The sequence below is a fragment of the Rhodanobacter sp. Soil_C_14 genome, from assembly GCF_057657335.1.
The window spans coordinates 900,177-913,427 of record NZ_JBDGIQ010000001.1 but is presented as its reverse complement, the minus strand read 5'-3'; the positions used below and the strand labels follow the sequence as shown (position 1 = coordinate 913,427).

Here is a 13,251-nt window from a genome sequence, read left to right as displayed (position 1 = left end):
GACAGGCTAGACTTGCGGTTTGCCGGCGCTGCTGCCGGGCCGGTTCAAGCGGACAAGTTTATCGCATGCTGAGCATCCTCGACCGCTATTTCCTGCGCGAGCTGGCGCAGACCGTGGCCGCCACCGTGGTGGTGCTGCTGGTGATCGTGGCCGGCAGTGCGTTCGCCCGCGTGCTGCAGCAGGTCGCCAACGGCAGCTTCCCCGCCAGCGTGATGTTCCAGGTGCTGGGCCTGCGCACGCTCGACGGCCTCACCAACATGATGCCGCTGGCCAGCTTCATCGGCATCCTGCTCGGTCTCGGGCGGATGTATCGCGAAAGCGAGATGCACGTGCTGTCGTCGTCGGGCATGGGGCCGCGCGGGCTGCTGCGGCCGGTGCTGATCCTGGGCGCCGTGCTGGTCGCGATCACCGCCGTGGTCTCGCTGTGGGTGGGACCGTGGGCCGTGCGCACCAGCGACGCGATGGTCGCCGCGGCGAACCGTTCGGTGATTGCCGCCGGCCTCGATGCGGGACGCTTCACCGAACTGCCCGGCAAGGGCGGCATCATCTTCGTCGACACCCTCAGCCGCGACGGCAGCAAGCTGGGCCGTACCTTCGTGGCGACCCAGAGCGACAGCAAGGACGGCCCGGCGCATCTGAAACTGGTCAGCGCCACCAGCGGCGAGCTGTACCAGGAGAGCAACGGCGACGGCCGCTTCATCGCCTTCAAGGACGGCTGGCAATACGACATCCCGCTGGGCGCCAACAACTGGCGGCAGATGCAGTACCAGCGCAACGACACCTCGCTGTCCGAGGTGCGGGCCGACGAGGATGACGATCCCGCGCATTCCAAGAGCAGTTGGGCGCTGTTCCAGTCCGATGATCCGGACGATCGCGCCGAATTCGCCTGGCGCGCCAACGCGCCGCCGCTGACCCTGGTGCTGCTGCTGCTGGCGCTGCCGCTGTCGCGGCAGAGTCCGCGTGAACCGAGGTACGGCCGGCTGCTGCTGGCGGTGGTCACGTTCTACCTCTACTACACCTTGCTGGCGCTGGGCCGCGCCCAGATCGGCAAGGACCACTGGCACAACCAGGTGCCGCTGTGGGCCCTGCACGCGCTGGTGCTGGGCATGGCCGGCTGGATGCTGTGGAAACAGTATTCCCCGCGCAAGCTGCGGCCGCCGACCTCGGGCGCGGCGGCATGAGCGTGTTCAACATCAAGCGGGTCGACCGGCTGGTCGCGCTGAGCGTGCTCGGCTCAATGCTGATGGTGTGGCTGGTGCTGACCGGTTTCGACGCGGTCACCCAGCTGCTGCGCCAGCTCGGCAACGTGGGCAAGCACGGCTATACGCTGAGCAATGCGATTGCCTACGTGCTGGTGACATTCCCGCGCCGTGCCTACGAGATGTTTGGCAATGCGGCGCTGATCGGTGGCCTGCTGGGCCTGGGCGGCCTGGCCGGCACCGGCGAACTTACTGCCTTGCGCGCCGCCGGCATGTCGCGGTTGCGCATCGCCGGTTCGGCGGTGGGCGTGGTCGCGGTGCTGATCGTGGGCGTGGTGATCATGGGCGAGACGCTGGCGCCGTGGGGCGACCAGCAGGCCCAGGTGATGCAGGCGCGGATGAAGTCCGGCAACCTCGGCATGACCACCAGCAGCGGACTGTGGGCGCGCGACGGCGACGACGTGATCAATGCGCGCGGCACCTCGCTGAAGCAGCGTGACGGCCTGGCCACCGTGCAGCTCAGCGACGTGCGCATCTTCAACTTCAGCAAGGACGGCCAGCTGCATCGCTTCACCTGGGCCAGGACCGCCCAGCACGACGGCAGGCAGTGGATGCTGCACGACGTGCGCATCACCACGCTGGACGAAGCCGGCACGCATGCCGGCACCGAGGCGGAGTTGCCGTGGAAGTCCACGCTGAATCCGCAGGTGCTGGCGCAGTCGGTGATCCAGCCGCAGTACCTGTCGATGCGCGACCTGCGCCGCAACATGGATTACCTGGAAGGCAACGGGCAGAGTCCCGGCAGCTACGCGGTGGCGTTCTGGGGACGTGCGCTGTATCCGCTCAACGTGCTGGTGCTGGTGTTGTGCGCGATGCCGTTCGCGTTCGGGTCGCTGCGTTCGGGCGGCCTCGGCAAGCGCATGTTCATCGGCATCCTGCTCGCGCTGGGCTGGTATTTCCTGCAGCAGGCGATGGTGAACTTCGGTACGGTCTACGGCATGCCGCCGCTGCTGGCCAACCTGCTGCCGGCGGTGATCCTGGTGCTCGTCGCCTGGTTGTACTTCCGGCGACGGGTCTGATCGCCGCAGCTGTTTTTCCCCGGCAATGTGACCGCGTTCTCAGCATCGTCGACCCGCAAGCCCCCACTATCGAATGGACGCCGAAGCGACACCCGCCGCGCGTCATCGCAGGACGGAAGCTGCTTGCTTCCGCCATCACCAACTCTCGGGGGGGAGTCATGTCCAAGCCTTTCTGGCACAAGGATGCCTGCGGATTCTGGTTGATCGCCTGTATTCAGCTGAGTGCTTCGGCCGGCTGGGCGATGGTGCATTACCAGCTGCTGCAGTAGTCGGATCAACTTGCCGGCGATGCCGGATCGGGCCAAGCTGTCGGCTTTGCCGACAGCAGGGGTGAGCCGTGGAATGGGTTGATCTGCGCAGCGATACGGTGACGCGGCCGACGGCCGCGATGCGCGAAACGATGCTCGGCGCCGAGGTCGGCGACGACGTCTACGGCGAAGATCCCACCGTCAACGCGCTGCAGCGGCGGCTGGCCGATGAGCTCGGTTTCGACGCCGGCCTGTTCGTGCCCAGCGGCACGCAATCCAACCTGCTGGCCCTGCTGGCGCATTGCGAGCGCGGCGACGAATACCTGGTCGGCATGGACGCGCATACCTACAAGTTCGAGGGCGGCGGCGCCGCGGTGCTGGGCTCGATCCAGCCGCAACCGATCGTGCACGCCGACGACGGCACGTTGCCGCTGGCGCGCATCGAGGCGGCGATCAAGCCGGTCGATCCGCACTTCGCGCGAACCCGCCTGCTGGCGCTGGAAAACACCTGGCACGGCCGCACATTGCCGCTGGATTACCTGGTTGCCGCGCACGACGTGGCGCGCTCGCATGGCCTCGGCCTGCACCTCGATGGCGCACGCCTGTTCAACGCCGCCGTGGCGTGCGGCGTGCCGGCGCGCGAGATCGCGCGGCATTTCGACACCGTCTCGATCTGCCTGTCGAAAGGCCTCGGCGCGCCGGTGGGTTCGGTGCTGGTCGGCTCGCACGCCCTGATCGACAAGGCGCGCCGCTGGCGCAAGGTCACCGGCGGCGGCTGGCGCCAGGCCGGCATGCTCGCCGCGGCGGGCATGCACGCGCTGGATCATCATGTGACGCGGCTGGCGCAGGATCATCATCGCGCCGAATATCTGGCTGGCCGCTTGCGCGAGGTCGCCGGCATCGACCTGCTGGGCCAGTACACCAACATGGTCTTCATCGACGTCCCGGCCGAACGCCTGCGCGATCTGGACGTCCATTTGCGCGCGGCCGGCATCCGCATCAGCATCGGCTACCTGCCCACGCTGCGCCTGGTGACGCATCTGGATGTCGACGATGACGGCATCGAACGCACGGCCACCGCGTTCCGCGAGTTTTTCGCGCGGCATTGATTGTCTGCTTCTCGTCGGCTTGCTGCGCAGGCCGCTTTTGCCTGCCCTTGCGCATCAGAACGAAAAGCTTTCGTCTGCCTATGGCAGCCGAGCCACCTTTCTCTGTGTGGCCAGAGAAACGTGGCCCAAAGAGAGGCCACCCCGCTTCCGCGCTTTCCGGGCATCCTGCCCGGAAAGTCCGCGAGCCGGGGCCGGGCTTTTCGAACGGACATCCTGTCCGTGCGAAAAGGAGCCGACATCCCTGTCGGCTCCCGCTACGCGGCCTGTCGACCCCGCCTCGCCGCTACAGAGGGGCCCCGGGTAGAGCAGCGGGCCATCGTGGCCCGCACTTTTCAGAAGAGCCGGATCAAGAGCAAAGCGGCGACCCGGAGCTTTGCTTTTGCTTTTCAGCTTCATCACCGAGTGCGCGCTGGGAGCGCGCTGCTCTACCCGGGGCCCCTATGGCGCGGCGGGCGGGCGGAGGAAAGGCCCCGCAGGGGTGGCTGGCAGGGATGCCGGCCAGTTCGACGTCAGTCCAGGGATGGACTGTCGGCGAACCCCCGGAGCCCGTCCGCGCACCCGCAGGGCAGGATGCCCGGAGGGCGCGCCATCGGGGTGGCCTTTCTCTTGGGTTACTTTCTCTTTGGCCACGCAAAGAGAAAGTGACTCGGTCGCCGAAGGCGATCGACCGCTCTGCACTTGAGCTCTTGCTTCCAAGCGAATCGGGGCAAACGCGAGAAAAGAATTTGCCCTCCGAAGGAGGACGAAAACCCATCACTCTGAAAGCAACGAAACGCGCCGCGCAGCGGATAACCCGCCAGCGCTACTTCGCCACCTGATCAAACTTGCGGATGAAATCCCGCACCTGCGGGTACACCGTTTCGCGCCAGCGGCGGCCGCTGAAGATGCCGTAGTGGCCAGCGCCTTCGATCACCCGGTGGGCGCGGCGTTTGGCCGGGATGCTGCTGCACAGATCGTGCGCCGCTTCGGTCTGGCCCAGGCCGGAGATGTCGTCCAGCTCGCCCTCGATGGTGAGCAGGGCGCTGCGCCTGATCGCCGAGGGATCGACCCGTTCGCCGGCCACGTCCCACAGGCCGCGCGGCAGCAGGAACTGCTGGAACACCTTCTCGATGGTGTCGAGGTAGAACGCCGCCGGCATGTCCAGCACGGCGTTGTACTCGTCGTAGAACTTGCGGTGCGCTTCGGCATCGTCCTGGTCGCCGCGCAGCAGGTCCTGGTAGAAATCCCAGTGCGAGGTCATGTGGCGGCCGGGATTCATCGCGATGAAGCCGGCGTGCTGCAGGAAGCCGGGATAGACCTCGCGTCCGCGGCCGGGGTAATTCGGCGGCACGGTGTGGATCACGTTGCCCTTGAACCATGACAGCGGTCGCTGGGTGGCCAGGTTGTCGACGCTGGTGGGGCTGCGCCGGGGGTCGATCGGGCCGCCCATCATGGTCAGGCTGCGCGGGGTGTCCTCGCCGCGTGCGGCCATCAGCGACACCGCCGCCAGCACCGGCACGGTGGGCTGGCAGACCGAGATCACATGCACGCTGGAGGCGCCGATGTGACGGATGAAGTCCTCCACACAGGCGACATAGTCGTCCAGCCCGAACGTGCCTTCGGCGGCCGGCACCATGCGTGCGTCGACCCAGTCGGTGATGTACACCTTGTGGTCGCGCAGCAGGGTGCGCACGGTGTCGCGCAGCAGCGTGGAGTGATGGCCGGACAGCGGAGCCACCACCAGCACCACCGGATCGTTCTTCATCTTCTCGATGGTCGACGGATCGTCGCTGAAACGCTTGAAGCGCTTGAGCTGGCAGAACGGCTTGGCCAGCGCGACCCGCTCGATCACCGCGATCTCGTGGTCATGCGCGGTGACGCTGTGGATGCCGAACTCCGGCTTCTCGTAATCCTTGCCCAGCCGGTGCATCAGCTCGTAACCGGCGGCCAGCCGCTGCGCGCCCGGCACTTGGGCGAACGGGCTGCTGGTGTCGTTGAGCATGTTCGCGCTGGCCTGCGCGAAGTGGCTCAGCGGGCCGAGGAACGCGCGTTGCCATTCGTGGATCTGATAGAGCATCGAAGGGGATTGCTGGGACGAAAGCAGCCATCTTAGCGCCGTTTTGGCGGTGCGTGTTGCGATGCCGCAGCGATGGCCCCCAATCCAATCAGTGGCTTGGCGCTGCCGCTGGCCGATACGTGCAGCGCAGCAGCACCTCGTCGACGCCGTCGGTGTCGCCCAGTCCCGCGTGCCATTGCAGCGGTTTCTGGAAGCGCAGCCCGATCGGCATGAAGACCCGGTTGTACCACCACATCGCGCGTTCGCGCTGGTGCGTGAGGTACCACTGGCCCAGCGCCAGCAGGCGTGAGGAGCCCGGTTGCATGCCGTAGACCGCGCTTTGTTTCAGGACGAAACCGTGGGTAGCCAGCCGGACCAGGATTTCCGTCGGTTCGTAGCGCCGGTAATGGCCCACGAACTCGTCGAAGGCGGTCCACGCCTGCGGATGCAGCGGCACCGACAGCAGCACGCTGGCGCCCGGTGCGGCGACGCGGGCCAATTCGGCCAGCGCGCCGTCGTCGTCGGCGACGTGTTCGAGGATGTCGAGCGCGCAGATCAGGTCGAAACTGGCGTCGGCGCAGGGCAGCTGGCCGATCATCCCGTGGATGGCGTTGCCGCCGCCGGCTTGCAGCCGGCGCAGCGCGGCGTGGCTGAGATCGACGAAACAGGTGCCGGCCAGCGGCAGTCGCGGGCGCAGGCCCGGCGCCACTTCCAGCCGGCGCGGCGCGGCCTCGGCCAGTTCACGCGACAGCGGCCAGGTATTGAAACGTTCCGGCCCGATCAGCCTGGCCGCGGACCACAGCGATTCGTAGAAGCCGCGGTTGATGCGGACCAGGTCGGCATCGCTGCGGCTGGTGTCGGCTTGGCTTCGGGTCATCGGCGGATTGAACCTTTCCCGGGCTGAGCAAGGCGTGAAGCCGGACGCTGCTGCCTCAATCGAGCCGACGCACTTCGGTGCCGGCCGCGAAATCGTGCACGGCGCGCCGGCGACGATCGAACAGCGCCACGACAAACCAGCCCGCCCACACCACCAGCAGCGTCCACAGCGTGGTGCGCAGGCCGAACGCGGGCGCCAGCAGCAACAGCACCATCGGCGCGCCGGCCACCAGCAGGCGGATCACCGCCTGCTGCAGGGTCACCGTGCCGCCATCGTCGCGGGTCACCCGGATGCGCCACGGGCGCATGCCCACGGTCTGCCCGCCGCGTCGCCATGAACTGATGAAGTACGCCGCCACCACCAGGCCTTGCAGGCACTGGTACCAGAGCGGCACCACGGTCTTCGCGCCGGTGGTGATCAGCTTGCCGCCGGTGGCGAGCTGGCACAGCAGGCCCACCACCATCACGATCGCCACCACGATCAGCAGGTCGTAGACCAGCGCCAGCAGGCGGCGCCACAGCGGGCAGGGGGCAGGGGTGGCGGTGGAATCTGCGGGCATCGTGTCCGGTCGCTTGCGTCGGGCGCGCGCAATGGCCAGCATCGTGCGCATGGAGAAGGAAATGATCCGCGACAGTATCGCCGAAGCCGACCGCCGCAGCATCGCTGCGTTCGTCGAGCGGGTGTGGTCGGAGGACGGCCTGGCCGATCGCACGCTGGAAGCGTATCGGCGCGACCTGGAATCGCTGGCCGCATGGCTGGCCAGCCACGGTCGCGAGCTGGCCACGGCGCGGCGCGAGGACATTTCCGCCTATCACGGCAGCCAGGCGGTGGCGGTGCGATCGCTGGCGCGACGGCAGTCGGCATTCCGCCGCTACTACGCGTTCCGGGTCCGCAACGAGCCTGGCTTCGCCGATCCCACCTTGCTGATCGAACGTCCGAAACTGCCGCGCAGCCTGCCCAAGGCGCTGGCCGAGCGCGAGATCGACGGCCTGCTGCAGGCGCCGGACAGCTCCACCATGCTGGGCCTGCGCGATCGCGCGATGCTGGAACTGATGTACGCCTCCGGCCTGCGCGTATCCGAGCTGGTCGAATTGCCGCTGGCCGCGCTGAACCCGCGCCAGGGCGTGCTGCGGGTGACCGGCAAGGGCGGCAAGGACCGCCTGGTGCCGGTCGGCGAAGAGGCGCTGGCACACATCGGCAAGTACCTGGCCGATGTCCGTCCGGCACTGGCGAAGGGGCGACAGCCCGCGGCGCTGTTCCTCAGCCAGCGCGGCGAGGGCATGACCCGGCAGATGTTCTGGACCCTGGTGAAGCGCTACGCGCTGCGCATCGGCATCAACCCGAAACGCATCTCGCCCCACGTGCTGCGCCACTCCTTCGCCACCCACCTGCTCAACCACGGCGCCGACCTGCGCGCCCTGCAGATGCTGCTGGGCCACAGCTCGCTCAGCACCACCCAGATCTACACACTGGTGGCGAAGGAGGGGTTGAAGCGGCTGCATGCGCAGCATCACCCGCGGGGGTGATGGCGGGGTGGGTGAGAGGCCCTGGTCGGTAGGGTGCAATGGCGGCGCGCCGGCGTGGCTGGCTGCCGGGAAAATCCCGGCTCAACCCCGGCCCTGGCATTCCGTCGCACATCCCCGGACGAGCCCTCGGCCTGTGCGAGAATGGGCGATACCGTCGATCCCCGCGACGGATCGATGAACGAGGCTGGTGATGCTGAAGAATCTTGTGTTGGCGCTGTGCCTGGGTGGTCTTTCGCTGAGTGCCTGCGCCGTGCAGAACGAGCCGGCGGCGGCCGCCACCGCCGCGGTGACGCCGGCCGTGCGCGAGATGGTGCAGAAGGCGATCCGCAGTCTGGCGCCGAACATCAACGTGGACGTGATCGAGCCGGCGCCGATGCCGGGTTTCTACCAGGTGATCGCCTCGGGTCAGATGCTCTACATCAGCGCCGACGGCAAGTACATGATGCACGGCGACCTGATCGACCTGGGCCGCAAGCAGAATGCCAGCGATGACGCCTGGGCGCGCTTCCGCAAGGCCGAGCTGGCCAAGGTGCCGGAGTCCGAGCGCATCGTCTATGCGCCGGCCAACCCGAAGTACACGATCTCCGTGTTCACCGACGTCAATTGCGGCTTCTGCCGTGCGCTGCATGAACACATCGCGGACTTCAACAAGGAAGGCATCGCGGTGGAATACCTGGCCTGGCCGCGCGAAGGCCTGGTGACCACGGCCGGTGGCCCCACGCCGACCTATACCGAAATGGTGTCGGTGTGGTGCGCCAGGGATCGCAAGGCCGCGTTCACCGCGGCCAAGCAGGGGCGCCCGCCCGCGCCGACGACCTGCGTCAACCCGGTCAAGGACCAGTTCAACCTGGGCGTGAGGCTGGGTGTCAACGGCACCCCGGCGATCTACGGCCCGGACGGCCGCACCCTGGGCGGCTACGTGACGCCCGAACAGTTGCTGCAGGCGTTGAAGCAGGGCGGCTGATACTCGCCTTGCCCCCTCCTCTGCAAGACAGGGAGGAGCGAATCTGTGATTCCCTGCCTTGCTCCCTCCCCTGCGCAGCAGGGGAGGGCTGGGGTGGGGTGCTCTTTGCGGCAGGATCAAGAGCGACCCCTCCCAACCTCCCCCCTGCGCGAAGGGAGGGAGGGCAAAAGCCAGGGGAGCGGCTTCGCTGGGACGGCTTGGGTAGCCGGGGCTACTCCCTCCCAACCTCCCCCTGCTAGCAGGGGGAGGGGCGAATGCGTCTTCGGCGTAGCCGAAGACGGCTTGAGCTAGAATGGGCAATTCCCTCGCATAGCTTCGTTCCCCGCATGATCGCACTCGACGGGCAGAACGCCCTCTCGCCGTTCCGCCTCGAACGCCTCAATGCTCACCTTGATGCCCTGCATCATGGCGTGCGCGTGCAGGCGTCGTGGTTCGTCCATTTCATCGATGCCGACACCGCGCCCGCCGGCGAGCTGCGCCAGCGGCTGCTCGCCGTGCTGGAGGCGAAGGACGCCGCGCCGGAGCCGGCCACGCTGTGGGTGGTGCCGCGGCTGGGCACGATTTCGCCGTGGTCGAGCAAGGCCACCGACATCCTGCATGGCGCCGGGTTCGATGTGCGTCGCGTGGAACGGGGGCAGGCCTGGCTGGTCGCCGGGCTGCCAGCGGAGGATGCGCCCGATCACGCCGCGATCCTGGCGGTGCTGCATGACGCGATGACGCAGTCGGTGCTGACCCGCATCGACGACGCGCAGGGCCTGTTCCTGGCCGGGACGCCGGGCGACCTGGTGCACGTCACGCTCGGTGCCGATCCGCAGGCTGCCCTGGCCGAGGCGAACCGGCGGCTGGGCCTGGCGCTGGCCGATGACGAGATCGAGTACCTGGTCGATCGTTACGCCGAGCTGGGCCGCGACCCCACCGACGCCGAACTCTTCATGTTCGCCCAGGCCAACTCCGAGCATTGCCGGCACAAGGTGTTCAACGCCAGCTGGACGGTGGATGGCGAGGAACAGGACAAGAGCCTGTTCGGCATGATCAAGCACACCCATCAGCAGTCGCCCGCGCATACGCTGTCCGCCTATTCGGACAACGCGGCGGTGATCGAAGGCAGCACCGGCCGTCGCTTCTTCGCCGATCCGGCCGATCGCGTGTGGCGCGGCCACGAGGAACGCATCGACTTCGCGATCAAGGTGGAAACGCACAACCATCCCACCGCGATCGCGCCGTGGCCCGGTGCCGCCACCGGCGCCGGTGGCGAGATCCGCGACGAGGGCGCGACCGGCCGCGGCGGCAAGCCGAAGGCCGGCCTCACCGGTTTTTCGGTTTCCGACCTGCGCATTCCTGGCCATCCGCAGCCGTGGGAAGTGCAGCGGCCGCTGCCGCCGCGCATGGCCAGCGCGTTCGAGATCATGCGCGACGGCCCGCTGGGCGCGGCCGCGTTCAACAACGAGTTTGGCCGTCCCTGTCTGGGCGGCTATTTCCGCAGCTATGAAGCCGAGCTGCCCGGCCAGCCCGGCTTCCGCCGCGGCTACGACAAGCCGATCATGCTGGCCGGGGGCCTGGCCAACCTGCGCGCGGGCCACGTGCTGAAGCGTCCGGTGCAGCCGGGCAACAAGGTGATCGTGCTGGGCGGCCCGGCGATGCTGATCGGCCTGGGCGGTGGCGCGGCCTCGTCGGTGGCCGGTGGCGCGTCGAGCGCGGAGCTGGACTTCGCCTCGGTGCAGCGCGACAACGCCGAGATGGAGCGGCGCTGCCAGGAAGTGATCGACGCCTGTTGCGCCCGCGGCGACGCCAACCCGATCGTCAGCGTGCATGACGTGGGCGCCGGCGGCCTGTCCAACGCGATCCCCGAGCTGCTCAACGATGCCAGCGTCGGCGGCGTGATCGACCTGTCGAAGATCCCCTGCGACGACCCCTCGCTGTCGCCGATGCAGGTGTGGAGCAACGAGTCGCAGGAACGCTACGTGCTCGCCATCGCGCCGGAGAACCTCGCGGAATTCGAGGCCATGTGCCAGCGCGAACGCTGCCCGTACGCCGTCGTCGGTGACGCCACTGCCGAGCGCCAGCTGGTGCTGACCGATCCGCGGCGCGAGCTGACCGTGATCGATCTGCCGATGGACGTGCTGTTCGGCAAGCCGCCGCGGATGCATCGCGATGCGAAGCGGGTCAAGCCGCGCGTCGACCTGGTGCCGGACCTGTCCGGCGTGGGCATGGACGAGGCCCTGCTGCGCGTGTTGCGCCTGCCCACCGTGGGCAGCAAGAGCTTCCTGATCAACATCGGCGACCGCACCGTCGGCGGCCTCAATCATCGTGATCCGATGGTCGGTCCGTGGCAGGTGCCGGTGGCCGATTGCGCGGTGACCATGGCCGACTTCGACGGCTACGCCGGCGAGGCGATGGCGATGGCCGAACGTGCGCCGGTGGCCGTGCTGAACAGCGCCGATGCGGCGCGGCTGGCGGTGGGCGAGGCGATCACCAACCTTGCCGCCGCGTCGATCGCCAACCTCGGCGACATTCGCCTGTCGGCGAACTGGATGGCCGCGGTGAATCATCCGGGCGAAGACGCTGCGCTGTTCGATGCAGTCAAGGCGGTGGGCATGGAACTGTGCCCGGCGCTGGACATCTCGATCCCGGTGGGCAAGGACTCGCTGTCGATGCAGACCGTGTGGCACGACGGCCAGACCGACCAGCGCACGGTGTCGCCGGTGTCGCTGGTGATCACCGGCTTCGCCCGCGTCACCGACGTGCGCCGCACGCTCACGCCCCAACTGCGGCTGGATCGCGGCCATTCGGAATTGTGGCTGATCGATCTGGGCGCGGGCCGCGATCGCCTCGGCGGTTCCTGCCTGACCCAGGTGTTCAACCGTTCCGGTGGCGTGCCGCCGGACCTGGATGATCCGAAGCGCCTCAAGGCACTGTTCGAGCTGATCCAGGAAGCGAACGCCGCCGGCATTCTGCTGGCCTATCACGACCGTTCCGACGGTGGCGTCATCACCACCCTGATGGAGATGGCCTTCGCCGGCCACTGCGGCCTGGAAATCCATCTGGACGGCTGGGCCGAGGCGACCCTGCGCGCGCTGTTCAACGAGGAGCTCGGCGCGGTGGTGCAGGTGGCCGAGGCCAACCGCGAGGCGTTCGAGGCGCTGCTGGTGAAGTACGGCCTGGCCGGCATCAGCTACCGCATCGGGCGGCCCAAGGAAAAGCTGGGCATCAAGCTGTTCCTCGGCGGCGACACCTTGTTCAAGTGGAACTGGAGCACGCTGTTCAAGGCGTGGAACGAGACCAGCCACGCGATGCAGCGCCAGCGCGACAACCCGCAAAGCGCGGACGCCGAGCTCGAATGGCGGATGGACGATGCCGATCCGGGCATCAGCCCGAAGCTCGGCTTCGACCCGGCGCAGAACGTGGCAGCGCCGTTCATCGCCAGCGGGGAGCGTCCGCGCATCGCGATCCTGCGCGAGCAGGGCGTCAACGGCCAGGTGGAAATGTCGGCGGCCTTCACCCGCGCCGGCTTCGACGCGGTGGACGTGCACATGTCCGACCTGGCCAGCGGGCGGGTGAAGCTGGCGGACTTCCGCGGCTTCGCGGCCTGCGGCGGTTTCTCCTACGGCGACGTGCTCGGTGCCGGTCGTGGCTGGGCGACCTCGATCCTCTACAACGAGATGCTGCGCGAGCAGTTCAGCGCGTTCTTCGCCGACCCGACCAAGTTCGCGCTGGGCGTGTGCAACGGTTGCCAGATGCTGTCGCAGCTGAAGGAGATCATCCCCGGCGCCCAGCACTGGCCGAAGTTCCTGCGCAATGCGTCGGAACAGTACGAGTCACGCCTGGTCACGCTGGAGATCCTCGACACGCCGAGCCTGTTCTTCAAGGGCATGGCCGGTTCGAGGATTCCGGTGGCGGTGGCGCACGGCGAAGGACGGGTCAGTTTCCCGCACGCCTGCAGTCCGTCGAAGTCGAACGGCGCGGTGCGCTTCGTCGACAACCGCGGCAAGCCGACCGAGAGCTTCCCGCTCAACACCAACGGTTCGCCCGGTGGCCTGGCCGGCTTCACCGCCGCCGATGGCCGCGTGACGATCATGATGCCGCACCCCGAGCGCGTGTTCCGCACGGCACAGCTGAGCTGGCATCCGGACGGCTGGGGCGAGGATTCCCCGTGGATGCGCATGTTCCGCAACGCGCGCGTGTGGTGCGGCTGAACCTCCTGCGGTTGACGAGGC

The 13,251-nt window shown here is 67.9% G+C and carries 9 protein-coding genes; 6 read left to right on the top strand and 3 right to left on the bottom strand.

The window, feature by feature from the left end; all coding sequences use genetic code 11:
- The first annotated feature begins 65 nt into the window (after positions 1-65).
- From lptF to ltaE, 3 genes are all read left to right on the top strand, one after another.
- Positions 66-1,181, top strand: a complete 1,116-nt coding sequence (gene lptF, locus AC3A56_RS04285) for an LPS export ABC transporter permease LptF (protein WP_487769438.1) — start codon at positions 66-68, stop codon at positions 1,179-1,181.
- Positions 1,178-2,278 carry an LPS export ABC transporter permease LptG gene (gene lptG / locus AC3A56_RS04280; RefSeq protein ID WP_056713685.1) on the top strand — a complete coding sequence of 367 codons (1,101 nt, stop codon included), beginning with the start codon at positions 1,178-1,180 and terminating at the stop codon, positions 2,276-2,278. The genes lptF and lptG overlap by 4 nt, the downstream gene beginning before the upstream one ends.
- Positions 2,279-2,615: 337 nt before the next feature.
- Positions 2,616-3,635 (top strand): low-specificity L-threonine aldolase, encoded by a 1,020-nt coding sequence (ltaE, locus tag AC3A56_RS04275; RefSeq protein WP_487769437.1) that lies wholly within the window; start codon positions 2,616-2,618, stop codon positions 3,633-3,635.
- Between the two features lie 802 nt (positions 3,636-4,437).
- Here ltaE and AC3A56_RS04270 read toward each other — a convergent pair.
- The 3 genes from AC3A56_RS04270 to AC3A56_RS04260 form a co-directional block, all read right to left on the bottom strand.
- Complete coding sequence (locus tag AC3A56_RS04270) at positions 4,438-5,691, bottom strand: polyhydroxyalkanoate depolymerase (RefSeq protein ID WP_056763952.1); 1,254 nt, start codon at positions 5,689-5,691, stop codon at positions 4,438-4,440.
- Positions 5,692-5,779: 88 nt separating this feature from the next.
- Positions 5,780-6,547 (bottom strand): class I SAM-dependent methyltransferase, encoded by a 768-nt coding sequence (locus AC3A56_RS04265; protein WP_487769436.1) that lies wholly within the window; start codon positions 6,545-6,547, stop codon positions 5,780-5,782.
- Positions 6,548-6,602: 55 nt separating this feature from the next.
- Positions 6,603-7,106, bottom strand: coding sequence for an RDD family protein (locus AC3A56_RS04260; protein WP_487769631.1), 504 nt, complete (start codon positions 7,104-7,106; stop codon positions 6,603-6,605).
- 49 nt (positions 7,107-7,155) lie between these two features.
- On the opposite strand from AC3A56_RS04260, the gene xerD reads away from it, so the two are divergent.
- The 3 genes from xerD to purL all read left to right on the top strand — a co-directional run bounded on the left by xerD (position 7,156) and on the right by purL (position 13,230).
- On the top strand, positions 7,156-8,073 hold the full coding sequence (gene xerD / locus AC3A56_RS04255; RefSeq protein WP_056717535.1) for a site-specific tyrosine recombinase XerD: 918 nt from the start codon (positions 7,156-7,158) through the stop codon (positions 8,071-8,073).
- A 193-nt stretch (positions 8,074-8,266) separates the two neighbouring features.
- Positions 8,267-9,037 (top strand): DsbC family protein, encoded by a 771-nt coding sequence (locus tag AC3A56_RS04250; protein WP_200950263.1) that lies wholly within the window; start codon positions 8,267-8,269, stop codon positions 9,035-9,037.
- Positions 9,038-9,363: 326 nt separating this feature from the next.
- Entirely contained in the window at positions 9,364-13,230 is a 3,867-nt protein-coding gene (gene purL / locus AC3A56_RS04245; RefSeq protein WP_487769435.1) for a phosphoribosylformylglycinamidine synthase, read from the top strand.
- Positions 13,231-13,251: the final 21 nt, after the last annotated feature.